The 24,923-nt window shown below is 71.8% G+C and carries 21 protein-coding genes and 1 pseudogene; 9 read left to right on the top strand and 13 right to left on the bottom strand.

Annotated elements, in window-relative coordinates; translation table 11 throughout:
- Positions 1-32: 32 nt before the first annotated feature.
- Positions 33-2,450 (bottom strand): lysyl oxidase family protein, encoded by a 2,418-nt coding sequence (locus WMF28_RS06600; RefSeq protein WP_437601217.1) that lies wholly within the window; start codon positions 2,448-2,450, stop codon positions 33-35.
- A gap of 181 nt (positions 2,451-2,631) precedes the next feature.
- On the opposite strand from WMF28_RS06600, the gene WMF28_RS06605 reads away from it, so the two are divergent.
- On the top strand, positions 2,632-3,417 hold the full coding sequence (locus tag WMF28_RS06605) for an SDR family NAD(P)-dependent oxidoreductase (RefSeq protein ID WP_437601218.1): 786 nt from the start codon (positions 2,632-2,634) through the stop codon (positions 3,415-3,417).
- 54 nt (positions 3,418-3,471) lie between these two features.
- Here WMF28_RS06605 and WMF28_RS06610 read toward each other — a convergent pair whose 3' ends face one another.
- Together WMF28_RS06610 and WMF28_RS06615 are read right to left on the bottom strand one after the other, a co-directional pair.
- Entirely contained in the window at positions 3,472-5,040 is a 1,569-nt protein-coding gene (locus WMF28_RS06610; RefSeq protein ID WP_437601219.1) for a DUF1552 domain-containing protein, read from the bottom strand.
- Positions 5,041-5,104: 64 nt separating this feature from the next.
- The gene (locus tag WMF28_RS06615) at positions 5,105-6,721 is read right to left on the bottom strand and encodes a DUF1592 domain-containing protein (RefSeq protein WP_437601220.1); all 1,617 of its coding nucleotides are present in this window, start codon (positions 6,719-6,721) and stop codon (positions 5,105-5,107) included.
- A 126-nt stretch (positions 6,722-6,847) separates the two neighbouring features.
- Here WMF28_RS06615 and WMF28_RS06620 point away from each other — a divergent pair, with 126 nt between their 5' ends.
- Entirely contained in the window at positions 6,848-7,708 is an 861-nt protein-coding gene (locus WMF28_RS06620; RefSeq protein ID WP_437604220.1) for a LamG domain-containing protein, read from the top strand.
- Between the two features lie 3 nt (positions 7,709-7,711).
- Here WMF28_RS06620 and WMF28_RS06625 read toward each other — a convergent pair whose 3' ends face one another.
- Genes WMF28_RS06625 through WMF28_RS06640 form a run of 4 tightly spaced genes read right to left on the bottom strand, consistent with a single transcriptional unit; the run spans position 7,712 to position 11,383 of the window.
- Positions 7,712-8,722 (bottom strand): hypothetical protein, encoded by a 1,011-nt coding sequence (locus WMF28_RS06625; protein WP_437601221.1) that lies wholly within the window; start codon positions 8,720-8,722, stop codon positions 7,712-7,714.
- A gap of 9 nt (positions 8,723-8,731) precedes the next feature.
- Positions 8,732-9,664: a hypothetical protein gene (locus WMF28_RS06630; RefSeq protein ID WP_437601222.1), complete on the bottom strand. Its 933-nt coding sequence runs from the start codon at positions 9,662-9,664 to the stop codon at positions 8,732-8,734.
- A complete protein-coding gene (locus WMF28_RS06635) occupies positions 9,657-10,283 on the bottom strand; it encodes an RNA polymerase sigma factor (protein WP_437601223.1) in 627 nt (208 codons plus the stop codon). Before WMF28_RS06635 ends, WMF28_RS06630 begins: the two co-directional genes overlap by 8 nt.
- Positions 10,280-11,383, bottom strand: coding sequence for a glycoside hydrolase family protein (locus WMF28_RS06640; RefSeq protein WP_437601224.1), 1,104 nt, complete (start codon positions 11,381-11,383; stop codon positions 10,280-10,282). Before WMF28_RS06640 ends, WMF28_RS06635 begins: the two co-directional genes overlap by 4 nt.
- Before the next feature lie 198 nt (positions 11,384-11,581).
- Here WMF28_RS06640 and WMF28_RS06645 point away from each other — a divergent pair, with 198 nt between their 5' ends.
- Both WMF28_RS06645 and WMF28_RS06650 read left to right on the top strand, forming a co-directional pair.
- Positions 11,582-12,817, top strand: coding sequence for a hypothetical protein (locus WMF28_RS06645; protein ID WP_437601225.1), 1,236 nt, complete (start codon positions 11,582-11,584; stop codon positions 12,815-12,817).
- Positions 12,818-13,152: 335 nt separating this feature from the next.
- Positions 13,153-13,911: a hypothetical protein gene (locus tag WMF28_RS06650; RefSeq protein WP_437604396.1), complete on the top strand. Its 759-nt coding sequence runs from the start codon at positions 13,153-13,155 to the stop codon at positions 13,909-13,911.
- 96 nt (positions 13,912-14,007) lie between these two features.
- Here WMF28_RS06650 and WMF28_RS06655 read toward each other — a convergent pair.
- Positions 14,008-14,202 (bottom strand): annotated as a pseudogene (locus WMF28_RS06655) (DUF1595 domain-containing protein); the annotation flags it as partial.
- Positions 14,203-14,612: 410 nt separating this feature from the next.
- Between WMF28_RS06655 and WMF28_RS06660 the strand changes: the two are divergent.
- Complete coding sequence (locus tag WMF28_RS06660; protein WP_437601226.1) at positions 14,613-16,304, top strand: hypothetical protein; 1,692 nt, start codon at positions 14,613-14,615, stop codon at positions 16,302-16,304.
- Positions 16,305-16,453: 149 nt separating this feature from the next.
- Here WMF28_RS06660 and WMF28_RS06665 read toward each other — a convergent pair whose 3' ends face one another.
- From WMF28_RS06665 to WMF28_RS06685, 5 genes are all read right to left on the bottom strand, one after another.
- Positions 16,454-17,401: a hypothetical protein gene (locus WMF28_RS06665; protein ID WP_437601227.1), complete on the bottom strand. Its 948-nt coding sequence runs from the start codon at positions 17,399-17,401 to the stop codon at positions 16,454-16,456.
- An 871-nt stretch (positions 17,402-18,272) separates the two neighbouring features.
- Positions 18,273-18,578 (bottom strand): hypothetical protein, encoded by a 306-nt coding sequence (locus WMF28_RS06670; protein WP_437601228.1) that lies wholly within the window; start codon positions 18,576-18,578, stop codon positions 18,273-18,275.
- A gap of 185 nt (positions 18,579-18,763) precedes the next feature.
- Complete coding sequence (locus WMF28_RS06675; protein ID WP_437601229.1) at positions 18,764-19,201, bottom strand: type II toxin-antitoxin system death-on-curing family toxin; 438 nt, start codon at positions 19,199-19,201, stop codon at positions 18,764-18,766.
- Positions 19,198-19,995, bottom strand: coding sequence for a hypothetical protein (locus WMF28_RS06680; RefSeq protein WP_437601230.1), 798 nt, complete (start codon positions 19,993-19,995; stop codon positions 19,198-19,200). Before WMF28_RS06680 ends, WMF28_RS06675 begins: the two co-directional genes overlap by 4 nt.
- 139 nt (positions 19,996-20,134) lie before the next feature.
- Positions 20,135-20,983 (bottom strand): RNA polymerase sigma factor, encoded by an 849-nt coding sequence (locus WMF28_RS06685; RefSeq protein ID WP_437601231.1) that lies wholly within the window; start codon positions 20,981-20,983, stop codon positions 20,135-20,137.
- 1,106 nt (positions 20,984-22,089) lie between these two features.
- On the opposite strand from WMF28_RS06685, the gene WMF28_RS06690 reads away from it, so the two are divergent.
- From WMF28_RS06690 to WMF28_RS06705, 4 genes are all read left to right on the top strand, one after another.
- Positions 22,090-22,506: a hypothetical protein gene (locus WMF28_RS06690; protein WP_437601232.1), complete on the top strand. Its 417-nt coding sequence runs from the start codon at positions 22,090-22,092 to the stop codon at positions 22,504-22,506.
- Positions 22,503-22,634 carry a hypothetical protein gene (locus WMF28_RS06695; protein WP_437601233.1) on the top strand — a complete coding sequence of 44 codons (132 nt, stop codon included), beginning with the start codon at positions 22,503-22,505 and terminating at the stop codon, positions 22,632-22,634. The genes WMF28_RS06690 and WMF28_RS06695 overlap by 4 nt, the downstream gene beginning before the upstream one ends.
- 65 nt (positions 22,635-22,699) lie before the next feature.
- Positions 22,700-24,115: an AAA family ATPase gene (locus WMF28_RS06700; RefSeq protein ID WP_437601234.1), complete on the top strand. Its 1,416-nt coding sequence runs from the start codon at positions 22,700-22,702 to the stop codon at positions 24,113-24,115.
- Positions 24,112-24,918 (top strand): hypothetical protein, encoded by an 807-nt coding sequence (locus WMF28_RS06705; RefSeq protein WP_437601235.1) that lies wholly within the window; start codon positions 24,112-24,114, stop codon positions 24,916-24,918. Before WMF28_RS06700 ends, WMF28_RS06705 begins: the two co-directional genes overlap by 4 nt.
- Positions 24,919-24,923: the final 5 nt, after the last annotated feature.

The raw sequence follows: 24,923 nt of genomic DNA on the forward strand, positions 1-24,923 counted from the left end.
GCCGCGGGGGTCACGCCTTGCGGCGCGCTCCCTCAGCGCAATGGCGTGACGAAGAGCTGGTACGGACCGAAATCCACCGGCGTGCGTCCGCTCACGGTGATGGATCCGAGGCCCCCTCCCGGGCGCATCCCGAAGATCGAGGCGTTTGCGCCCTCGGGCGCGCCCGCGCACGCGTTGAGCGCGCTGGAGCACTGGACGTTGACCGGATTGCAGGCATCGTCCGCGGTCTTCAGCGTCATCGGGAAGTCCGTCAGGCCGCACGAGGACACAAGGACGGGGACCCCCGGGCACACGGGGACATAGAACGGCTGCTCGGGGCTGCTCGGGCCGCACACGGCCGCGGGAGGGATCGGCGCCCGGGTTGTGTCGCCGCTGACGAGGCCGCTGCCCGCGATGACCCCGGCCCCCTCCCCGAGGCACGACGGGCGCTGGAACCGGAGGCGCACCCTGCCGCGATCCCCGGGCCTCACGGCCTTGACCACCACCGTGTAGGTCCCGGCCGGGAGCTTGGCCGCGTAGTGCGCGCCCAGCGCGATGCCGCCGCAGCTGCGGGCCGCGCAGCCGATGGGGGCGCCGCCGCACCCGTCGCCCTCGAGCACCGCGAGCACCGTGTCGAGCTCCGATTCCAGGGTCCCGAGGTACACGACCTGCTCGGACGGCAGCGTGAACCGGAAGAACACCTCGCCGCCCTCGCCGCCGCACGAGAGCGCCACGTCCGGCGTGTTCTCCGCGGTGATCTCCGCCGTGTAATCCGCCGAGTCCGAGAGCTCCCCCGGCGTCTCGCAGCTGTCGGCGCCCGGGATCGGGGCGCACCCGTCGTCCGGGACCCCGTTGCAGTCCTCGTCGAGCCCGTTGCCGCACACCTCGGGCGACGGGAAGCTGCACGTGCTGCCCCCGCATCCGTTGTCGGCGATCCCGTCGCAGTCCTGGTCCACGAAGTCTCCGCAGATCTCCGGCTCGAAAACGCAGGGCGTGAACGCCGGGACGTGGACGGGCACCTCGACCACGTTGTTCTCGATCGACTGCTCGGCGACCGCGCCGGTCGGGTTGACGGCGACGCGGAGGATGTAATTCCCCTCGGGTACGTCCGTCACGTCGATCCACTGGCACGGCGTGCCGACGCTGTAGATGTCGGCCCACCCCGCGCTCAGGAAGTTGCACCCCGTGCCCCCCGAGGTCGGCAAGCCCGGCGTCGCCGGGGACTCGAAATCGAGAGGCTCCATGTCCGTCAGGCAGAACGCCTGCTTGTGGCCCTGCGAGACGACCTCGCCGTCCGCGTCGAGCAGCCGGTAATCGGTGAACTCCCTGAAATGGAAGTGCCCGTGGCATTGCGCGTACTCGAAGAGCGGGCTGTCGAACTCGGGGCCCGGGTCGAGGTGGCCGGGCCCTGCGTTCTCGATGCGCCCCTCGAAGTGGAGGAGGTGCCGCCTGCCGGGGCCGCCGATGCACCCTTCCATGATCTCGCAGGCGTCCGCGGGGAACGTCTGGTACGCGAACTGGACCGTGTCGACGATGCGCTCCCTGTCCGGGCGCAGGTCGGGCACCATGCAGACGCCGTCCGAGCACGCGTGGCCGTACGGACAGCACGCGCCGCCGCACATCGCGCCGTCGCAAGCGGGGTAGTCGACGGGGAGGACCAGGGTGTTGTTGTCGAAGCTCGCCTCCGCGAGGGTCCGGTTCGGGTTGACGGTGATCTCGAGCTCGTAGAGCCCGGCCGCCACGCCGGTCACGTCGAGGGCGTTGCAGGCGACGGTGCCGGGCTGCTCGACGCGGTCCCCGGGGCCGAGGCCCTGCGCATGGCAGCTGTACCGGCCGCCCCGCATCGCGACGCAGCGCGCGTCGAACTCGCCCTCGGCGACCGCCGCCTCACCCTGCTTGAGGCGCGCGCGGAAGAAGCGCGGGACGACGTAGCTGTCCTCGCAGAAATTCGGCTCGAACACGGCGCTCTCCGAGGGCACGCCGAGGTCGAGCGGCACGTCGCCGGCGTTCCTGAGCGAGACGTTGAAGCGCATGAGCGCCCGCCGGCCGCTCGCGCCGACGCAGCCGTGCATCAGCTCGCACGCGTCCTCGCCCACGCTGATCGAGGCGAAGGTGACGGGCTCTCCGCGCTGCGTGGGCTCGAGCACGAGGTCTGCCGCCGCGCAGGCGCCGTCCACGCACGCGGCGCCGGGGCTGCAGCACCCCGTGTCACCGCAGGCGCGCGCCTCCTCGCACCCGGCAGCGCAGCCCGACGGCTTGCCCTCCGTGTCGATCTGGCACCGCGACCCTTCGGGGCACACGACGTCCGAGCCAGCGCACCGGACGCCCCCGGCTCCGCCGCTCCCGCCGCCGGCGCCGCTGGCTCCTGCTCCGCTCCCGCCCTCTCCCGTGCTGCCGCCTCCTCCCGTGCCCGAGGGCGGCTCGGTCCGCCCGTCGTCGCAGGCGGCGGTCGCCAGAAGCCATGATCCCATCAACAGCGCTTTGACGAACTTCTTCATGTACACCCGGGTCGGGAGGGCCGATGAGCGGCGCGAGCCGGGCGGCGTACGCTGCTGCGGCTGGCCGCCAAGCAAGCTGCGTATCGTAGGGGTGCGCGCGGCCTGGGGCAGCAAGTTTCACCTCGCCATCCGCGGGGCGTATACTCTCGCCGACATGGCCCTTGTCGTCGTCATCACCGGTGCATCCAGCGGAATCGGTCGGTCGCTCGCGTTCTCCTGGGCGAAGCGCGGGGCGAGCGTGGTGCTGAGCGCGCGCGGGCACGAGGCGCTCGAGCGGGTCGCCGCCGAGGTGCGCGCGGCGGGCGGCGACGCCCTCGCCGTGGCCGGCGACGTGACCGTCGAGGAGGACCGCAGGGCGCTCTGCGAGCGGACGCTCGGCGCGTACGGCCGGCTGGACGTGCTGGTGAACAACGCCGGGCGCGGCTACTACGCGCCCTCGCTGGAGATCGACCCCGCCGAGCTCGAGGCGATCTACCGGCTCAACGTCGTCGCGCCCGTGCGCCTCGCGCAACTCGCGATCGAGCCCCTCTCGGCCGCGAAGGGCACGATCGTCATGGTCTCGTCGATCGCGGGGATCGTCGCCGCGCCGCGGATGGGCGCGTACGCCTCGTCGAAGTTCGCGCTGGAGGCGCTCGCGATGTCGCTCCGCGCGGAGCTCGCGTCGCGCGGCGTGCGGGTGCTCGTTGTGCGTCCGGGCCCTGTCGCGACCCCGTTCCACGCGAACGCCGTGGTGACCGACGACAACGTCGGTTACCGCCCGCCGGGCCACAAGCCGCAGAGCCCCGAGGCGGTCGCCGAGGGGATCGTGCGCGCCGTCGAGGCGGGCCGGGACGTCCTGGAGACGAGCCTCTTCGTGAAGACGGCGAGCCTCGCTGCCCGCGTGGCGCCCGGCCCCGTGCGCTGGTTCACGAAGCGGATGGCGCGCCGCTCGGGGCTCTGAGCGAGGCGCGCCCCGTCCGCACCCGGAGCGCCGTGGAGACCGTGATTCGCCGCGCTACCGCAGGATCTCCTCGAGCAGCGCGTTCGGCTCGCCGCGGCGATCCTCGCCGAACGACGAGATGCCCAGGCCGTAGTACTGGTTCATGATGGTGAACCACAGATCGCGGAGCTGGCGATCGTTGCCGAGGGCGTCGTAGGCGACGTGCGCGTCGTTCAAGAAGACGCCGTCGCCGCCGAGGAGCACGATGGGCAGGTCGTACCCGTCGTGATCGTGCGAGCGCATCTCGCTCATGTGCACCATGACGCTGTGATCGAGCACCGTGCCGTCGCCCTCGGGGATCGCGTCGAGCCGCTGCGCGAGCTGCGCGGTCTTCTGGGCGAGCCAGCAGTTGATCGCCGCGTAGTCGAGGTTGCTCTGCTGGACGATCTTGTACTGGCCGTTCTGGGTCGCGCGGTCCATGTTGCCGGCGGCGTGCTGGGAGGAGTGGAAGTGCAGGCTGCTCTCTCTCCTGTACGCGAGTCCCACCTTGGCGCGGACGTCCTCCGGGATGCACCGATACTCGAACTCGGAGCGCATGTCGTCGAGCATGTGGGTGATCACGCGCGTCACGTCGCATTGAATGGCCATGACGATGAGGTCGATCATGACGTTCGCGTGATCGTCGTGCTTGTACGGGCCGGCTCCCGTGTTGTCGTTCTCGTTGAGCCCCTCCGCCTGGCCCGGCGGCTCGGGGACCGCGCCGGGCTTGTCGATCAGGCTGCAGCTCAGGCCCGCCGGGGGGGTCATCGTCGACTGCACGCGGGTCACGTTCTTCTCGATCTCGCGCAGCGAGTCCAGGTATTGCTGGACGATCTTGCGATCCTCGGAGCCGACCCGGTTGATGAGCGAGTTCGCGTCGGCGAGCACGCCGTCGATGACGCTCTTCTCGGTCGCCGCGCGGCGCTCCGCCTCGATCCTGGTCTGCTCGTCGCTCTGCCCTGGCACGGACCCCCCTTGCGCCGCGCCCGCGCCGACGAGCGCGTCGAACACCGCCTTCGGGTTGACCGAGCGCTTCAGCGGCTCGCGCGGGCTCTTCCAGGAGAGCACCTGATTGTAGGCGTAGCTGCGCTGGTCGAAGAAGCCGGGCTTGACCCCGAGCCCCGTCTGCAGCGACGGGATGCGGGTCGCCTGCTCCGGGCCTGCCTTCTGGACGATGAGCTGGTCGACCGAGACGCCGTTGCCCACCCACTCGCCGAGGTCCTGGCGCGCCGCCCTCCCCAGCTGATCGGCGTCCACGCAGGTCGAGAGCGCCGCGCCGAGGCGCGAGTGGGAAGGCTCGATGTAGGGGTGCTGCTCCGTGCTCCACGTGTAGTTGCCGAGGCGGCTTATCATGAGCATCTTCGACTTCACCGGCGCGAAGTGCTCGAGCACCCTCGGCAGCTTGAAATCGGCGCCCTTCAGCGTCTTTCCGAACGCCGGGGCCGTCTCCCACCAGTGATGGGGCGCCCCGTTCGGGAAGGTGCAGAGCAGGAAGCGCTTCGGGGTGCCGGGCTCCCCAGCGCTCGCCCGGCGCGGCGCGAGGCTCTCGAGCCACGGCAGCGCCAGGCAGACGCCCGCGCCGCGCAACAAGTTTCTGCGTGTCATCAAGCGTTTCATGTGCGCATCGCTCCTTCGTGCCTCGTCTTGTGCAGAATCAACCCGCGCGGCCTCACGGCGCCTTGTCCTTCGCTCGAAGGCGGAACGCCTCGCTGGTCACCACCTGCTTCACCAGATCCGCGACCGTCCCGCCGCCCCAGCGCTCGGCGATCTCCGTGAGCCTGGTCCTGTCCCCGCCGTTCGGGCGCCGGCGCAGGGCGTAGCTGAAGACCTGCTCGGTGGGGCACCTCCCCGACTGGGCGGACTCCACGAGCACCGGCACGAGGCCGGAGATGTCCTCGAACACCACGCCCTCGTACACCCCCGTCGCGTCGACCGGGTCGCCGTTCGGGTACGCGGTCCGGTAGGCGCCGATCGGGTCGAAGTGCTCCAGGCTCAGCCCGATCGGATCGAGCACGTTGTGGCAGCTCGCGCAGTCGGGCGACGCGCGGTGCTTCTCGAGCGCCTGGCGCACGTTTTCGATAGGGCCCTCGCCCCCGCCCGCGTCGCCGAGCTCCGGGATGTCCACGTTGGCGGGCAGCGCCATGGGCACGCAGAAGAACTGCTCCAGGATCGTCTTCGCGCGGGACGTGGGAGAGGTCCGGTCCGCGCGGGACGACAGCGTCAGGAACGCTGGGAGCGTGAGGAACCCCTCGCGCGCGCCCTCGGGGTCGTTCGCGTAGAGCGGCTCGAGCAGCCGGCTCTCCGGGTGGGGCGCCGTGAGGAACTCGGACCAGGGCCGCCCGCCGGTCGTGAAGCTCACGAAGTAGGCGTTGACCTGGTCGAGCATCGCGCCCTTCACCTCGTCGTTCCAGATCGGGAACCGGGTCGCGTCGGCGTTGTGGCTGGGGAGCGTGCGCGTGCCGAGCCACTGCCCGAAGAAGTTCTGGAAGAAGGCGGCGCTCTTCGGGTCGGCCAGCATGCGGTCCACCTGCTGCCTGAGCTCGTCCTCGGTGGCCAGCTGATCGCCCTCCGCCGCGTCGAAGAGCGCCTCGTCCGGCAGCGAGCTCCAGAGCAGGTACGAGAGGCGCGACGCGATCGCGTGGCCGTTGAGGGCGCCCGGCGATCTCTCGGAGTCGGGTCCCTCCTCGATCCTCAGAAGGAAATTCGGCGACGTCAGCAGGGTCCGGACGACGAGCTGCACCGCCTCGACGGGAGACATCTCGAGGGTGGTCTGCGCGTCGGCGTACTGCGCCGCGTACCGGTCGACCTCCGCCGCCTCGAGCGGGCGGCGGAAGGCGCGCAGCCCGAAGCGCTCGATGATCTCGCGCGCGCACCCGTCGCCCGCGCTCTCCGCCGGGTCGCACACGAGGATCGCGGCGCGCTGCGCCTCGTCCGAGAAGGCGTCCGCGGCGAGCTCCTTGGCGGCGTCGTAATACCCCTGGACCAGGACCTGCGAGAGGTTCGAGAGCGCGTTGACGTTCGCGTCGAAGCCCTTCGCGCCGAAGGCGGGGAAGCCATCCGCGGGCCTCAGGCGCGTTCCCAGGAGGTGGGCGACGGTGTTGTTGTACTCCGACGCTGTCATGTGGTGCACGGGCATCCCGTCTGGCGCGACGGAGACGTCTTGCTCCGGATCGTCCTGGCTTCCATCGTCCTGGCTTCCGAGGCTGCCAGTGCACGAGATGCCGAGGAGACATCCCCCGGCGGCGAGCCACGGACTCGCGAACACTCGGTCAAGTCTGAACGTCATCGTCGTCTCCCGCGTGTGGATTCGGCATTTGTCCCCTCGTGACCGGAGCGTGCCGATTTCGTGATCAAATCGACCACGGGGCCGCGTTAAAATCAGGCCGTGCCCTGCGCGCAGAAAACTCCGGTGATGGTGTTGCTCCTCGGGCTGTCCGGGTGCGGGGCGGACGAGGAGATCGCGGTGGGCCGTATGAATCCGGCGTCAGCGGCGAGCGTCAGCGGTGGTCAGACGGGCAGCGGCGGTGGGGTGGGCAGCGGCGGTGAGGCGGGCAGCGGTGGTGGAGGGGGTGATGGCACGATCTCCTGTGATGTATTGCCGTCGCCGACACATCGGTACACGTTCGACGGTGTGGGGGATGTCGTCGCCGATCTCATCGGAGGTGCTGACGGCGCGATCCTCGGCGGCGCGAGCCTCGACGGCGGAGGGGGGCTCACCCTCGACGGCGAGGACGACTACGTCGATCTGCCGGCGGGGCTCCTGGCGGGATTGCGCGATGTCACCGTCATGGTCTGGGTCGCCCGCGACCGCGGAGGCGCCTACCTGCGCATCGTCGATTTCGGCCTCGCCAGCGGAGGCGAAGATCCCGTCGAAGGCGAGGGGGGTGTGGGAACGTCCTACCTGGTGATCACCCCCTCGACGGGCTTCGAGGTGCGGGGTGTCTCCGCGCTCGCGAGCGACAGCGGCGTGAGGGGCGAGGTGGCGATCCACGCCGAGCCGACGCTCGAGGACGGCGAGGTCCATCAGGTCGCCGTCGTCTTCGACGGCGCGGCGGCGACCCTGGCCCTCTACCTGGATGGCGCGCTCCTCGGCAGCGACACTGTCGACTTTCCGCTCTCGGGGATCCAGGACGTGAACAACTGGCTCGGGCGGTCCCAGTTCGATGCGGACCCGTACTTCGGTGGGCGCTACGACGAGCTGCGCATCTACGGCGAGGCGCTGGCCGGCTGCGCGGTCGAGGCCGCGTGGAATGCCGGCCCGGATCGGCCCTGAGGCTCAGAAGGCCAGCGCGAGGCCGAGGCGGGCGCTGAGACCTGCGGCCGGAGGGCGATAGACGGCCCCCTCGAGGTTCTCGACGATGAAGCGGGGCCGCCGCAGCGGGACGACGGCGTGCAGCGCCCCCTCGACCTTCAGGGGCCCGGCGATGCGCCACTCGAGCAGCGTCCCGAGCCCGGCCGCGAAGATCGGCGCCGTGTGGCTGAAGGCCTCGTCGACCTCGCGCCCCCTGGCGAGGAGCCAGTGCTGGCGGCCGAGCGCGCAGACGTACACGCCGATGGGGCGCGCGAGGGCGCGCGCGCACGCGTCGACCTCGAGGAACCAGAGCTGGAACTCGGCGCCGGCAGCCATCCCGGCGATGCGGCTCGAGCTCGACGGCACCACGCCGGCCGCCCCGTCGGCGCGGAACCAGCCGCTGCGGATCCCGCCGCCCGCGGCGAGCCCGACGCCGATCGCCGGCACGAGCGCCTGCTCGACCTGCGCGCTCAGCCAGAGCGCCCCCTCCAGGTCGCGCTCGGCAGCCGCCGGAGGCCGGGCCGCCGCGGGAGGCGCGCGGCGCGGCGCGCCGGCGACGGGGGCGGCGACCGCCGAGGGCGGCGCGGGCTGGGCGGCGGGTTGCGCGGTGGCGTTCCGCGCGACCGCGTCGGGATCGATCGACATCGCGACGATCAGCGCCGCCGCCCGCGACATGGACGCGCAGTCGTCGCCGCGGATCACGCGCTCGCCGGGCGACGGCGCGCGGATGAGCAGATCGAGCCGGAGGCGCGCGCCGCCTCCGCGGGCGACGGCGATCTCGACCTCGATCGGCTGGCGCTGCTCCGACGCTCCCAGGAGCCGGGCGATCTCGCTCCGGACCTCGTCGATCGGCGGGCACCCGTCCGGCGCTTCCCAGCGGAGATCGATGGCGCGGGGCTCTGCGGGCGCCGCGAGCGCGCGCGCGGGCAGGAGCCCCGCCGCGACGAACAGCGCCTGCAGGGCCGACGGGGCCCTGGCCCACCTTGAGACGTGCACCCGCGCACTCTACTCCTCCTGGCCGCACGCGGCGCGCACGCGCGTCGCGAGCGGCGAGCCCGGGCTCTTCGCGAGCAGCCTCGCCGCGATCGCCCTGCCGGACGCCGTGCGGCCGGAGCGGCAGAGCGCGATCGCGCGCGACGCCTCGCGCTCGGTCGAGAGCACGCCCCTCGGGTACCGGCTGGCGTGCTCGTTCAGCTTCGAGAGCGCTTGCGCGAACTGGCCCGCCTGCAGCGCCTGCTGCGCGTCGCGCAGCAGTGCGATCTCCGCATCGAGCCCGTCGGAGCCCGGCCTCGCGGCAGCGGCCGGTGGGGGCGGGCGCGGGCGCGGGGCTGGCGCGCGTGGCGCGCTGGCCTCGGCGGAGGCGCTGGCCTCGGCGGAGGCGCTGGCCCTGGCGGGGGCGCCGGCCTCGGCGGGGGCGCCGGTCTCGGCGGGGTCGCCGGCCTCGGCGAGGGCGCTGGCCTCGGCCGGAGGAGGCGCCCCGTCGCTCGACGGGCCGGAGGGGGCGGCGGCGTGCGGCGTTCGGGGCATCGGGTCCGCGATCCTCGCCGCTTCCTGCGCGCGCGGCGCATCGGGCGCCCCGCCAGACGCCGGGAGGTAGAGCGCTGCGCCCGTCGCGAGGCTCACGACCAGCGTCGCGAGCCCGATCTTCAGCGGGGCGCCGAGCAGCGTGAAGGCCGCCCCTTTCGCGACCGCCGTGCTCGCGTTCACGGCCATGCTCGCGGCGGCGGAGCCGACCGTGTGCGCCGCAGCCGCGGCGCTCGCGGAGCCGGCGGCCCCGGCCTCCGCGGCGCTCAGGGCCACGGCGGTGGCCGCCGTCCCGGCCAGGCCGAGCCTCGCCCACACGGCCGCGCGCATCCGCCGCCGGTCGTCGTCGGTCGGCTCGTCCGCATTATGAAGGGCGTCCAGGAACGCCCGTTCGCCAGTCCCCAGCTCATCCATTGCGGCCTCCTCGGATCCTGGCGTGGTGGCGTTGCACCGCGTCGGAAAATGCCTGTCGAGCGGCCCTCAGCCGCGCATACACGGTGTTGATGTTCACCCCGATACCCTGCGCGATCTCCGTCACCGACATCTCTTCCAGCTCGGCGAGGAGGAGCACCACGCGCTTCTCCTCGTCGAGCGACGCCAGGAGGTCGTGCGCCACGCGCGCGGCCTCCGCCCTTGTCATGGCCTCGTAGGGGCTGAGGTTGCTCGGCCCTGCGAGCAGCTCCGGATCCACGGTCTCTCCCGTCCCGCGGTGGGCCGGGCTCTTGCGGCGCAGCGACCTCCGGTACGCCTGCACGACGTTGACCACGATCCCGAAGATCCACGTCTTCAGCGACGAGCGGCCCTGGAACTCCGGCAGCCGCCGGTGCACGACGACGAACACCTCCTGGCACACATCCTCGTGCGCGGAGGCGTCCACGCCGAGGCGGCGCACGGTTCGCCAGACGAAGGGAAAGATCTCCTCGTACACCTCGGCGAAGTCGCGCGGCGCGGCCTGGAGGCCGGTCGCGGGGAGGGCGGCGACCGCGCCGGCGGGTGGGGGCGTCGCCGGAGCGACCGCCGCGCGGGCGGTCATGGGCTGCACCTCTCCGCGTGGGGCAGCGAGACGTAGAGCTCGCCGAGCGCGGTGAGCTCTCCGCTCGCGCCGAGCAGGTCCACGTTGGGGATCGCCTCGGTGCGCCCGGAGAACCAGGCGTAGCGGAAGACGTCGGGGTCCGATTCGAGGAGGGGCACCGCTTCTCGCATGTAGGCTGCCTGCGCTTCGGGCGATCGATCCGCGCCGTCTCCGCACGAGAACTCGGTCAGCCAGATCGGGCGCCGGTAGCGTCTGAGCTCGCCGAGGTACCACTCGAGCGCCGGCCTGTCGCAAGCATACCAATGCGCCGCGATGAAATCGACGCGGCAGCCTTCGCAGGCGGCGAAGAAGGCGTCGAGGTAGGCGAATGGATCTGTCTCGTGGCAGCCGTCGCCGCAGAAGTTCACGGCCGGCGAGACGAGCTGGAGCCCCTTCTCGTCGGCGATCTCCTCGAGCTGCGGCCACAGCGCGGCGGCCTCCGCGGCGGAGAGGTTGGCTTGAGCGAAGAAGTTCGGCTCGTTGAACGCGAGCAGGTACTTCGCCCCGCTCGGGATGGCCGCCTTGACCTTGTCGGCGTCGAAGCGGCCGCCCCAGACCATCGGTACGAACTCGACGCCCAGCTCGACGTAGTCGCCTCCCCGGAGCTCCTCGTCGGGGACGTTCGCCCAGTTGTACCACCAGCCGACGCTGGCCGAGAGGGCCGAGAGGTCGGCGACCGAGTGGTGGCCGTACGCGACGCCGCGCTTGCACGGGCGCCCCGCGGCTGCGCTGCCGCTGCCGCCGTCGCCGCCGTCGCTGCCGCCGTCGCCGTCGCTGCCGCCGTCGCCGTCGCTGCCGCCGTTGCCGTCGCTGCCGTCGCTGCCGTCGCCGCCGCTGCCGCCGTCTGCCGTGCCGGCGCCATGCCCTGCCTCGCCGCCGGTGCCGCCTGGGGCCATGAGGCCCGTGCCCCCATCGCCCGCGCTGGTCGTCCCATGGACATTTCCACCACCGCCGTCCGCGATCGCATCTTGGTGGAAGCCTTCCCCCACGCAGGCGACGGACAGGAAGATCCCGAGCAGGGGGCTGATGCCGCAGAGAAGGGCTTCGGGGTCTCGACGCATGGCTCGAGGGGTCTGGTGACCGGAGCCACCTCGTTCCGTGAAAGAAAGTGGAGGGATGGGCTGCGGGGCTCCTCGGGGGTCACCGGTGGGCTGGCGTTCCGCGGCTTGCGGGCGGATCGTCTGCTGCTGCGCACCACGGCCGACACCTCGCACTTTCGCGCGCTTGACGGCCGCGAGGAGCGCGTTGAGAAAAAACGGATGACACCCCTTCGCTGGCTTGCCGCGCTTGCGGCGTTCACCGTTCCGTTTGCGATCTCGGCGACGGCCCTGACCCAGGACGGCTCTCCTCTCCCGCCGCCTGCTCCGGAGCCGATCCCCTCTGCCTCCGTGCAGCCAGCGCCGCCGCCGGCGCCGACGTCGCCGCCGTCCCCGGCGCCGGCGCCGCCCGCGCCCGCGCCGCCGCCTGCACCCGCGCCGACGCCGCTCCCGCCGCCGGTGCCGCCCGCGCCGCCGCCGCCGCCTGTCGCGCCCGCGCCGCCGCCGCCGCCTGTCGCGCCCGCGCCGCCGCCGCCCGTTGCGCCTGCGCTGCCGCCGCCCGTTGCGCCTGCGCCGCCGCCGCCCGTTGCGCCTGCGCCGCCGCCGCCTGTCGCGCCCGCACTGCCGCCGCCGCCTGTCGCGCCCGCGCCGCCGTATGCGCCCGCGCCGCCGTATGCGCCCGCGCCGCCGTATGCGCCCGCGCCGCCGTATGCGCCCGCGCCGCCGTATGCGCCCGCGCCGTCGCCTCCGGTGGCGCCTGCGCCGCCTCCTCCCGTCGCGCCTGCGCCGCCGCGTCCACCGCGGAGCCAGCCGCCGGCGCGGCCGAGCGCTGCGCCGCCCCCGGTTGCGGCCCCGGTGGCCGTGGAGCCGGCGCCTTCACCGGCCGAGTCCGAGGAGAAGGACAAGGAGCCCGAGGACGAGGAGCCCGAGGACGAGGAGCGGGACGGCGTCCGGCTCCGGTATGGCAGCACCCTGGGCGGCGGGATCATCAAGGCGCCGACGGGCACCGGCGGCGTCTTCGCGTGGACGGGCCGGGTCGGCATCCAGATCAACCACCAGTTCGGGATCTACTACCAGAACACGCCCATGCTGACGCTCACCCCCGAGAGCACCGAGAACAGCGCGGGGTTCGACGCGGGGTTCATCGATTACAACTCGCTCCTTGCGAGCTTCACCGTGTTTCATGTCCTCGACTTCGGCGCAGGACCGTCCATGGACTACGTGGCCGTCGCGAGCTGCGGCGCGACGCTCGCGGGCCTCGAGTCGGGCGCCGGCTGCGCCAGCACCTCGGACTGGTACTTCGGCGCGCACGCGCGGGGCGCCCTCCTCCTCGGCGGCCTGTCCGGCGATGGACCGCGGCGCAGCGGGTTCGCCCTCGCCGCCGAGCTCCACCCGGTGTTCATGCCGGAGGGCACGACCTTCACCTTCACGCTGGGGCTCGGCGGAGAGTGGTACTGACGAGCCCGAGCCTCGCGCGCTAGCGCCCGTCTCTCAGGTTCGTCCCTGGTCCCATGATGGGAGAGAAAGTGAACCACAAGGCACAGAGGACAGCGCGTCGTTGGCTCTCTCCTCTGTGGTTCCTTTGCCGCGGAGTGAATCCCATGAAGGCGTGAGGGCTGGAAGAACATTGATCTTTTCTTCCCGCCTTCCCGCCTTCATGTTCAAATCCGGCCACCACCCGAAGGGGAGACCTCATGCCACCGACCCGACCCACCCTGGTTGACTCCACCCCGCGCTTCAGACGCTCAGCCTCGTCCAGGAGCGCCGCCGCAGGCCCGCAGCGGGGCCGGCTCATGCCCCGGACGACAGAGCCTCTCGCGACGGTGATGGCCGCGGTGTTCGCCCTCGTGTGCGGGAGCGCGGCATGCAACGCGATCTCGGGGGTCGACCAGCTCGACTTCTCGGGCGCCGCCGGCACGACGGGCGGTGACGCGGCCGGCAGCGGCGCTGGTATTGCCGGCGGCGACGCGGCCAGCGGCGGCGCTGGCGGCGCTGGCGGCGCTGGCGGCGCTGGCGGCACGGGCGGCACGGGCGGCGCCGGCGGCACGGGCGGCGCCGGCGGCACGGGCGGCGCCGGCGGCACGGGCGGCGCCGGCGGCACGGGCGGCACGCCCGTCGACATCTCTTACGATATCCCCTGTGGGAGCGGTAATGTGGCTGTCGGCATCCACGGCCGGAGCGGCGGCTCGATTGACCGTATTGGCCTGATGTGCGCGCCGCTCGCCGGCGACGGCACCCTGGGCACCGCCTTCCAGACCGTGAGCGCCGGTGGCGACGGCGGCTCGCCGGGCACCGTGATCTGCCCTGCGAGCCAGGTCCTGGTCGGGATCAACATCTGGGTCGACTCCCTGGTTTACCGGATCGAGCTGCTGTGCCAGACGATCGACGCGTGGAAGCAGAGCGACAGCAACACCAATGTCGTCCCTGGCATCGGCAACGTCCATAGCACAGCCTACGTGGTCAAATGCGCGGCGGGGTGGGCCATCGCTCAGATCCACGGCGACGCCGACCAGCTCGTGCGCTCCGTGAATCCAAAGTGTCGCATGCTGTGATGGGAGCAGGTACGAGAGCCGCGTCGCCGTCTCGTCGCCCGTCAGCCGGCGGAGCCCGGGGCGCGCGGGGTCGGGCGTGCCCCACTCGACGCGGTAGAGGAAATCCGGCGACTGGAGCAGCGCCTCGATCACCGTCGCGGCGCCGACGCCGAACGTCGCGCCCGCTCGTGCGGCGCTGTACAGCGCGAGCAGCGCGTCGGCTTCGCCGGCGGCGAGGGGCCGGCGGTAAGCGCGCGGGGCGAGGTGCTCGACGATCTCGCGCGCGCACGCGTCCTCGTTCGCCGCCGTCACGTCGCTCGCGCAGGGGTCGAGCTTCGCCAGCGCCTCCGGGGTCGCCGTCGCGCGCCGCGCGACGCCCTCCGCGACGGTGCCCCTCAACAACAGCCTTTACGAAATGACCAAGGGGATTGTCGCGCGGGGATCACCGGACAACGAAGTGTTCACCACGAGCGCGTATGCCACGGAGATAAAACTTTCTCATGCGCGCCTCTCCGGAGCAGCTCCGGCCACCAGCGTGCCTGGCGAGGATACAGGGGTCGGGGCCGCCCCGCCGCTCGAGCCGGCGCGTCGCACACGCCATCACCTTGCGCCCCCGCGCCTGGCTCCTCGGTGGTATCCACGACCGCGCACCGCTCGGGTCCCGAGGCCGCCGCCGGCCTTCGGCGAAACCTTTGCGGATCGCCCGTGTCCAAGGAGACGTGATGCGCTCGATCCCCCGCTCGATCTTCACCGCCCTCGCCGCCGCGATGGGGCTCTCCCTCGCGGCCTGCGCCGCGGCTCCTCCGCCCGCGGCGCACGCGCCCGTCCCGCCGGGCGACGCCCGCGCGGCGACCCCGCCGCCGCCTCCGCTCCCCGAGAGCGAGGCCTTCGCCGTCCACGGCACGCTCAAGGACGAGTGGCTGCCGCTCCTCAAGCCGACGCCGTTCGACCTGAAGGCCGCGCTGGTCCCCCCGGCGCCGGCCGGGGTGCCCGCCCCGCCGCGCGTCTGCGAGGCGTTCGCGCGGCGCGCCCCCGTCGCGCCGGCGCAGCCCTGCGGTGATGCCCGGGGCGCCCTCGACGCGCTCGACGCCGCGATCGCCGAGGAGGACGCCGCGAAGCGCGACGCGCGGCTCGCGGGGGTCGAGGCGTGCGCGGGCCTCGAGGCGGGCCTCGCGCGCGCGCTCCGGGCCGAGCTTGCGCCCGTCGCGTGCGGCGACTCCATCGCCGTGCCGTACCTCGAGGCGCCGCCCGCCGCGCTCAAGGGCGACCTTTACCAGGTGCTGCTCGGGCTCACGCTCTCCGCCCGGCTCGCGCGCACCGCGACCGAGCCGCCCGCGCTGCGGCCGCCCTACGATGTCCAGCGCGTGCTCGCGTTCACCAAGGGGCCGCTCTTCACGTGGGTGACGGACCAGGCCCGGGCGATCGAGGATCTCGGGCGCCGCGGGGTCGAGCTGCCGTTCTACGCGAAGGGCATCGTCGCCGTGGAGTCCGGGCGGGCCGACATGCGGCTCGTCGAGGCGGTCCGGTCGGCGCCGCTGCCCGACGCCATGCGGAAGGACGCGGAGCTCAGCAACGTCTACTACGCCGAGCTCGATCAGCTGCTGGAGCCCTGGAAGAGCCGTGGCCGCGACGCCGCGCTCGTCGGCCTGCGCGAGCTCTCGTCGGTCGGCGTGCTCCGCGACGCCCGCGTCGAGGGCGCGCGCGCGATGCTCTCGCGCCTCTACGGCGGCCGGCCCGTCGACGCGCTCGACGCGCTGGAGCTGCCGCCGCCCCCGGAGGTCGCGCCCGCGTCGGGCGTCGAGCGGCTCGCGGCCGGGCTGCCGACGTACTACGCGGGCCGCCTGATCCCGTCCGAGATGGCGGCGCGGCCGGAGCTCCTCGGCATCTTCCTTGGCCGGGGCGTCCCGCTGCAGCACCGCGCGGCGCTGCGCTCGGCCGAGCTCTCGCCCGACGCGCGGCTGCTCTATGCGCGGGCGCGGATCGAGCTCGGCCGGCTGTACTGGCGCGCCGTGGACTTCGACCAGGCGACGGCGCTGCTCGCGGCGTGGCCCGAGGGCACCCCGCGCCCGCCCGAGGCGACGACGCTGCTCGCGGTCGCCCTCGGCCTGCGCAACGGCCCCGAGGACGCGGCGCTCATGATGCGGCGGGCGCCGCTCACCGGGCTCGGCCTGGGCGATCTCGCGGCGCTCGACTGGGTGGCCCGCGCGAAGCCGGCCTCGCCGTACGCGGGCATCGCGGCGTACGACGCGGCGCTGATCAAGCAGCTCGCCGCCCCGCAGGGCGCGGATCCGAGCTACTGGGCCGACGTGGCCGCGCGCTTCCGCGAGGCGCAGGCGCTCCTGACGGGGCCGCTCGCGAAGGCGGCGGAGGAGCGGGCGCGGGCGGCGGAGGAGATCGGGCGGACGGCGCGCTGAGGCGCGGGCGCTGAGAGCGCGGAGGCGCGGGCGCTGAGCGCGCTGAGGCGCGGGCGCTGCGCCGCGGGGTGGAGGACCCGGGAGGCTGGGTCGAGTACGGGCCCCCTCCCGGACCCTGCGAACCCTGGCGAAATTTCTGACGCGCGGAGCTAGACGACAGGCGGCGCGCCGTTGGGCGCAGCGCCGGGCGCCACCGTGCCCGGCGCTGCAGCGCCGGGCGCCGCCGTGTCCGCCGGAACCACCGGAGGCGCGGCGCCGGGCGATGCCGGCGCCGTCGGGCCAGCCGGGGCGGCGTCCTGCGGCGCCGCGGCGGTGTCGCTCGACGACGCCGTGCGACCGCCGCGGCCCTTGTACAGCGACGGCGCGATCGTGTCGGCATCCCCCTCGTTCCATCGGAGGTAGGTGACGGCGCGGCGGGTCTGATCGTAGGCGTGCACGAGCAGCGCGAACGCACGCGCCCTCTTGTCGGCGGCCTCGGTCGGTCCGGGCCCCTTGCCGTGCTCCCTCACGCCGAGGGCGGCGAGGAGCAGCGGCCCGATCTCCCCGGCGCGGTTCACCTCCTTCTCGGTCGCCGCCGTCTTGCCGGTGATCTCCGACCAGCTTCCGCTGAACAGCGCCGAGAGCGCGACGAGGTCGTTTGCCGTGTCGATGTGCCCTTGTCCTGCGCGGATCTCGGCGACCGCCTCCGCGTCGAGCAGGCCACGGCGGGCGAGCGCCTCGGCGTCGCTCAGCAGGTTCTCGCGGAGCGGCACCGCCTCTTCGACGAGCGGCTTCAGCGCGTTCTCGGCGCCTCCGCTGGACAGCCACACGAGGTGCGCGTACCACGCGGCGAGCGCGTATGTCTCGAGCCGATCGAGCAGGGCGACATCGTGCTTCTGCAGTCGCTCGGCGATCTCCGAGCGGAGCATGACGAGGCCAGGCAGCACGCCAAGCACCTGGGAGACCATGCGCGGAATGTCGAGATTGATGGCGATGAGCCGATCCGGGCTCAGCGCCTCGATCTCGGGGAGGGTCTTGTCGAACGCCGCCGCCGCCTGGGGCGTGGCCCCGGGCTTCTTGGGAGCCGGCTTCTTCTTGTTCGAGAACGGTCTGGCCATGAGGGGATTACCTCTCGTTGATCTCGGTCGCAGAGAGGCACAAGAACATGAGCATCATGCTCCCTCCCCCCCGCGCTGAACATGATAGGAGCGCCCGGCGCGCGCCGGACGTTCCGGGGAGGGATAATCATCCGCGCCTCACTGTCAATTCATCTATCGATGATTTTCCGGAGGCGTGCCCCCTCTATCAACGTCGGAATGTTACGTCGGAATGTTACGTCGGAATGTTGCGCATGGCTGGCGTGCCTGCGCGCGTCGATCGATAGAGAGGAGCCGCCCTGTCGCCCTCGCGCGCGCCTGGCCTCCTGCGGGGCGGGCGCCGTGCGGGGCCTGGAAGGTGGAGGAGCGGGCAGCCCGGTTCGGCGAGGCTGCTCAGCTGCCTGCCGGCAACCGGTCCCGGTTAGGCGAGGCTGCCCAGCTGCCTGCCGGTAACCGGTCCCGGTTCGGCGGGGCTGCCCAGCTGTCCGCCCGCAACCGATCGCGGTTCGGCGGGGCTGCTCAGCTGCCTGCCGGTAACCGGTCCCGGTTCGGCGGGGCTGCCCAGCTGTCCGCCCGCAACCGATCGCGGTTCGGCGGGGCTGCTCAGCTGCCTGCCGGTAACCGGTCCCGGTTAGGCGGGGCTGCCCAGCTGTCCGCCCGCAACCGATCGCGGTTCGGCGGGGCTGCTCAGCTGCCTGCCGTCAACCGGTCCCGGTTCGGCGAGGCTGCCCAGCTGCCTGCCGGTAACCGGTCCCGGTTCGGCGGGGCTGCCCAGCTGCCTGCCGGCAACCGGTCCCGGTTCGGCGGGGCTGCCCAGGTGGTGCTGCACTTTGCCTCGAAGTGCAGCACTCGCGCTCAAAGTACAGCACCCTGCGCGAGCAAAGTGCAGCACTCACGACCCCTCCGGGGGATCGAACAGGGACAGCTGGACTGGACCGGGCGGCGGTTCGGGAGGAGGAGGCGGGACGACCTGGACCTGCGGGACAGGTGCGGGCGGAGGCTCGCTCCGGCGGCGCTGCTTCAGCGCGGGCGTCGGCTCGGTCACGAGGCGCAGGAAGCCCCGGTTGTTCGGGAGCGCCCTCGCAGGCGTGGGAGGCTCGCGACGAGTGAGAGGCTTCGCCTCGGGGACGGCGGCCTCCTCCTCGGTCATGAGCGTCTCCAGGAGCTCGTTCACGAAGCCGAAGAACAATCTCCCCATCGGCCTCTCCTCCTCGTGGTGGGTTCGTTCACAGCGGCCACGAGCGCACGGAGAGATCGACCTGCAAGCTTTCCGTTCAAGTACTTGGAATTGCTGGCGTTCCCGATCAGGATCGGCTGTTTGGCTCCATCGCGGAGAGTGCGGGACCATGCGCGTGCCGTGAACACGACGAGAGTCCAGGCATCTCAGGGCGCAGCGCCCCACCCCGGAGCTGCCGTGATGCGGTTCGGTGAAAGTAACCAATCCAGGACGCCGTGTACGTCGATTAGGCCATTCACCACGTCATGGACCAGTTTGGCCGCTTCCTCCTGCTGCGCCACGAGATGGATGCCGTTCGCGTCGAGAACACGGATGGCCGAACTCCATGCGACGCGCTTGTTGCCGTCAACGAAGCAGTGGTTCTTCGCGAGGTATACGAGAAGATAGGCTACGGCCACTAACAGGTCTGGCTCTTCCTCTTCTGCTTCGTACATGGAAGCGCTGACGGCGCCCCCGATGCTTCCTTCGACGCAGCCGTCCTTGGGGACCGGTGACGGATTGCCGCCATACAGCTGAATAGCAGAGTCATGTAGGTGCATGACTTCTTCGGCATCGACGAAGATCCATTGTAGCTCCTCGTTCATTGAGCCAGGATCCTCATGGTCTCAGCCCAGTCCGTGCGCAGTAGATCCACCGTGCTCTCGAGGGGCACGTTTGGCGGCGGCGCCGCCGCATCTAGAACCCAGATCAAGGTCGGCTTCTGCCCGTTGAGTACGGCGGCAATCACATCCTTGTGACGCAGCGGGATGGCGCGCTCGACCTGCTCGGACGAGGCAGCGCACCGCACGACACCTCTGCTCGTCTTTAGAGCGATGTAGTTCGAACCCGGATCGAACCCCACGCTGGTGATCCGACCACGAAGTCTAACCAGGCGAGCGGCTTGAACTGGGTCCGCCGCCAGCGACAGCTCGCCGAACTGCACCTCAGCGAGCAACTTTCCGTCAGCGTACGCGGCGTAGCGCTGGACGAGCACACCTGCCGGCAGTGACCGGAGGTACTTGCGCGCGGAGCCGTTGACCGACTTTCCTTGGCGTTCAGCGTCCAGATCCTGGACTAGACGCTGGACGGCTTGTTCGCCGAGCATATCGAAGCTTCGGAGGTCTAGCTGCGTTCCAGGATGCGCCGTGCAGACGAAGGTCGGCGCAGCGGACCCTCGTTCGACCGAGGCGAGTTCTAGGTCCAGCAGCTTCGCGTCCGAAGCCAGTCTGCCACCTCGGGTACCGTAGTCCGGATCTTCCAGCGCCGACGCAAGGATCCCCGAAGCGGTGCGCTGCAGGGCGGATAGGAGGAGCTTGAGCGGCTCCCCGAAAGACGACAGGCTCAGGCGATGCTGTGCGAGCCCCGGTTCGTCCCCGTCGAAGGTGATCTTCAGCTCCACGGCCATAGGAGCACGCTGGTGGAACATGCAGCCGGCGTCAAGCCGGGCGGTCGCTCGGGCGGGTGTCCTAGGCGCCCCTACTCGCCGTCCGCATTTGCGCGAGCACGGCGATCTCGCGCAGGATCTCGCCGGGCGTGACCTACTCGTCGCGGCGCACGAAGTGGCGCTCGATGGCGTCGAGGATCTGCAAGGCGCCGCGCGCGTCGGCGACGGCCTCGCGTTCGGCGCGGGTCCTCGCCTCCATCTGAGCGGCGAGCGATGTAGTGCCCCGTCTTGCGCCATGCGATGCCGTAGAGCCACTTCCGGAGCGCCTTGTGGGCGTCGTCTGCGGGGTCCGGCCGGTACATGCCCGGCGCACGGAGTTCCACGCGCCCATGAGCACCTGCTGCTCCACGTCGGCACGGTCGCGCGACGGGACGCCGCTCGCGATGAGCACGGCGACGATGACCGAGCGCTCCGCAAGGATCGCCCCGATCGTCGGTCGCTTTCTGGGGTGTGTCGCGGCAGGCGGGCTCGTCGCCCCCTTCCGCGGGCGGGTCACCCAGACCTCCCGCAGGTGGGGGCAGCTTGGTCGGTTGGCCACGACGCGGGCTGCACTCCCGCTGCCCAGCTGCCCGCCCGCAACCGGTCCCGGTTCCGCGGGACCGCTCAGCCGCCCGCCGGCGAGGCAGGCTTCAGCGGCCTCCCCCGCGGGGGCGAGCGTGGGGCTCCTCCTCCGCAGCGAGGCGCCTCGCGAGCCCTTCCTGCGCGCGATGGAGCGCTCTGGCGCGCCATTTGTACACCGTGCTGATTTGTACACCGTGCTGACGGGTATCCCTCTCGTCGCGGCGATGTCTCTCATGGAGATCTCGTAGAGGTCGTGCTGGAACAGCACCGAGCGCAGCTCGAACGGCAACTCCAGGACGACTGATCTCAGCAGGCGCCGCCGCTCCGCCGCGAGCAGGCGCTCGATGGCCGTCGCGCGCGTCGACAGCAGCGTCCACCTCACGGAGAGCGCGACCTCGGCCTGGGGAGAAGCCGGCGCTGGTGGGCTCGGCGGCGCAGGCGATCCGGGCGATGCGATAGCCAATGGAGAGCGCGGCCGGACCGCGCCCCTCTGGGATTTCCCCGAGCTGGTTGTGCCGCCCCGATGACGGATTCCACAAGGGGATGACCAGGGAGAGAGGATCATGAAGATCACAACCGCTGCATGGGTCCTTCTGCTGTCCTCTCCGGCCGCCCTGGGGTGCGGAACGGAGCCGTCCACCACCCCGCCGTGCGCGGAGGGGGGCACCCGCGACGCCGAGCCCGCGGCCGAGCCCTCGGAGGAGGCGTGTCTCGAGGGCCTCGCCGCGCTGCGCGTGCAGGCCGGCTGCGGGGTGTTCGCGAGCACGACGCAAGGGGACGACAGCAATCCCGGCACGATGGAGAAACCGGTGAGGACGCTCGCCCGTGCGGCCGAGCTCGCGCCGCGCGTACGGGGGCGAATCTTCGCCTGCAGCGAGCCTTTCCTCGCGGGCTTTACGTTGCCCTCCGGCATCGATCTGTGGGGCGGTTTCCAGTGCTGGGGGCAGTGGAGGCACACGACGGACAATCTGGGCGGCTTGCTGGCAACCATCGGAGGCGCACGGCGCCGCGACGCTCTGATCACCGTGGTCGCAGCGCAGGGCGACGGCGAGGTGGTCGGCGACGGCGTATCCACGATCGTGGAGGTGCACCTGTTCGCCGAGGTCCCACCGGACACGAGCCTCGATGTCGTCGCGATGAGGCTAGAGCCGGGTGCGGTCGTGGAGGTGCTTCGGAGCAAGATCGAGACGGGCCATGCCCAGAGAGGCGCGGACGGCGTGGACTGGGGCCTCATCAATCCGCAGGCGCCGCACGGGGAGACCGGCGCGATCGGGAAGGACGCCTGCTCGGCAGCCACCGTGGCCGGCGCCCCCGCCATGAGGAGCGTGTGTGGCGACCTGGTCTCGACCGGCGGCAAAGGGGGCGACGGGACTCCGGACCGCGGCGGCGATGGCGACGACGGGAAGCCGCTGCCGATCCCGAACCCCGGCAACGCGGGCGCGGGTAGCGTAGGCGCGAAGGACGGCGCCGGGTGCAAGGACGGCCTCGATGGGGAGCGCGGCGCGCCGGGCGCGCCAGGCGCCGGTGGCCAGGGTGGACGCCTCACCGCGGCCGGGTGGGAGGGCGTGCCTGGCGAGCAAGGCGGCGCGGGAGCGCCCGGCCAGGGGGGGCGGCGCGCGGGGCGGCCGGAGCGCCTGCGGCAACGCGGCGCTGGGCGGTGCGTCGGGCGGCTCGGGCGGCGGCGGCGGTTGTGGCGGCCAGGGCGGCTACGGCGGCGGGGGCTCCGGCGGGCCCTCGATCGGCATCGCCCATGCCGACGACGAGCAGCTCACCCTGGATCGCGTCACGTTCGAGATCGGCCCAGGGGGCCGGGGCGGCATCGCGGATGTATTCGACGAGACGCTCGAAAAGGCGAACCGAGGCGGCGACGGCTTCTCCGCCGAGACGATGCGCTTCGCGCCGTGAGTCCGCGCGCGGGGTCGCCGCCCGCGACCGGCGCAAGCTTACCCCAGGACCTCGAAGCCAAGCTTCGCGCCCGCGACGAGAAGGCGACCAAGCTCGCCGAGGCGCTCGTGGCGGAGGTCCTGGGGTAGGCTTGCGCCTTCAGCCGGGCGCACCGCGCGCAACACCCCCGCGTCCGTTGCGCTAGGATGCCGCCGTGTACCTCCGCGAGATCCACATCCGGAACCTCAAGCTGCTCCGCGATCTGCGGCTGTCGTTCACCACCTCCTCCGGCGAGCCGCGGATGTGGACCGTCATCGTCGGCGAGAACGGCCTCTGCAAGACCTCCATCCTGCAGGCCATCGCCCTCGCGGCCAGCGGCCCCGACCGGGCCAACCAGCTCGCCGACATCCCGTCGCTGCCGGATCGGCGGCACCCGGACGAGCCCCTCGACATCGCGGCCAGCTTCGCCTTCGGCCCCCTGCCCGAAGGGCGCTCCCGCGTGTATCCGCGCTGGGGCGGCAAGCCGGGCCAGCCGCCGAAATTCCTGCGGAGCCAGCTGTTCCTGGAGCCGGGCTGGAAGGTCTTCGTGGGCTCGTCCGACTACGGGGAACCCTCGGCGCATCCCCAGGAACACCTCGATCCGGCGCGCAGCGCCGACCCGGGCCCCTTGCGCGAAGCCCGCGCCGTCGGTGCGCCGTGGTGGTTCGTGGCCGGGTACGGCGTCAACCGGCGCCTGCCCAAGCCGTACGGCGCCGCGCGCCCGGACGATCCGACGTTGAGCCGGCTCGACTCGCTGTTCGACGGCGCCCCCATCCTGGGTACCGGGTTCGCCGACATCCTCCAGGACCTCGGCATCGACCCGACCCGCTATGCCGAGATGCTGTCCGACGCCCTCTTTCGCCGCTCCCGCCTCCTCCCGCGTGTGCGCGGGCTGGAGCTCCGGCGCCGCGGCGGGGTCAAGAGCGCCGCCGACCTCGTGGAAGCGCACCGCTTTGAGCTGCGATCAGGCTCCTCCACATTCAAGCTGCCCGCGACGTGGCTGTCCCATGGCTACCAGGGGCTGATCTCCTGGATCGCGGACCTCATCGGTCAGATCGTGGCCGATACTCAGATCCTGGTCGATAAGTCGATGTCCGGTACCCTCGTGGATCCCTCGGAGAAGAGCGGCCTCGTGCTCATCGACGAGATCGACCTCCACCTGCACCCGAGCTGGCAGGCCGAGCTCGTGCCGAAGCTGAAGAAGGTGTTCCCGCGGATGCAGTTCGTGGTGACCACCCACTCGCCCATGGTCCTCCCCGGCTTCGCGAAGGACGAGATCGTCCGGCTCGGCCGGAACCGGGACGGCGACGTGATCGCCCGGAAGACCGGCGAATCGCCCGCGCTCATGACCGGGAGCGAGCTGTACGAGGAGTTCTTCGGGATCGATCGCCTTTACCCGACCGACCTCGGCGAGGCCGCGCAGCGTTACGGTCTGCTCGCGAACGACCCCGGTCGCTCGGACGCGGAGGAGCAGGAGATGCTCGCGCTGCGAAAGAGGCTCCGCGCCGCCGAGGTCGAGCCCGAGTGGGAACCCGTGCCCCGGACCAGGACGCGCGAGGGGCGGCCAGCGAAGAAGGTGCGGGGCCGGTGATCCGCGTGGACCGAGGCCCGAAGCCGGAAGGGCTGGAGGCCATCCGCAAGGTGGAGGTGAAGAGGCTCGCGGCCATCGTCCGGAGCGCGCCACCGAAGGCGAAAAACTTCGGCAACAAGTACAACGTCGCTCGCCGCGATCTCTGGAAAGCGCAGGGACGGACGTGCTGCTACTGCGAGCGCCGTATCGACCGCCTCTACAACGACGTCGAGCACTTCCGGCCGAAGACCCGCGCCTACCGCGGCGGGGGCCGCCCCACGCACGGCTACTGGTGGCTGGCATGGACGTGGGAAAATCTCCTGTTCGCCTGCCCTCGCTGCAATCGAGGGCACAAGAGGAACAAGTTCCCGCTCGCTCGGGGCAGCCGCATCCTCCCGACGCGCCACAGTCCACCGGGGCCGGAGCGACCCCTCCTCGTTGATCCTTCAGGCAAGGATGACCCGATCGATCACATCCAGTTCGTGCCGTTCCACCAGGCCGGAAAGAAGGAGAAGTGGATCCCAGTGGCTCGTGGCGGGAGCCGCAGGGGCAAGCGGACGATCCAAGTCCTCAAGCTCGATCGTCCTGCGCTCGTGACCGATTACGGAGATCACGTGTCCGATCTCGTCAACCATCACGTGAAGAAGATCCGCGAGGCGATCCACGCGAGAGACGGCCGCGCCACCGCGAAGGCCTGGCGGTCCGTCCTGAAAATTCTGTTTCATCCGCGTCAGGCGTTCAAGGCGCTCTCCTATGACGTCCTAGATCATCACTTTCCGCTGGTGATCCGGCAGCAGTGGGGCCTCGATCTCTACCGACCGTGATCAAG

Origin of the sequence: Sorangium sp. So ce590, from assembly GCF_051521365.1 — a bacterium.
Taxonomy (GTDB): Bacteria; Myxococcota_A; Polyangia; order Polyangiales; family Polyangiaceae; genus Sorangium.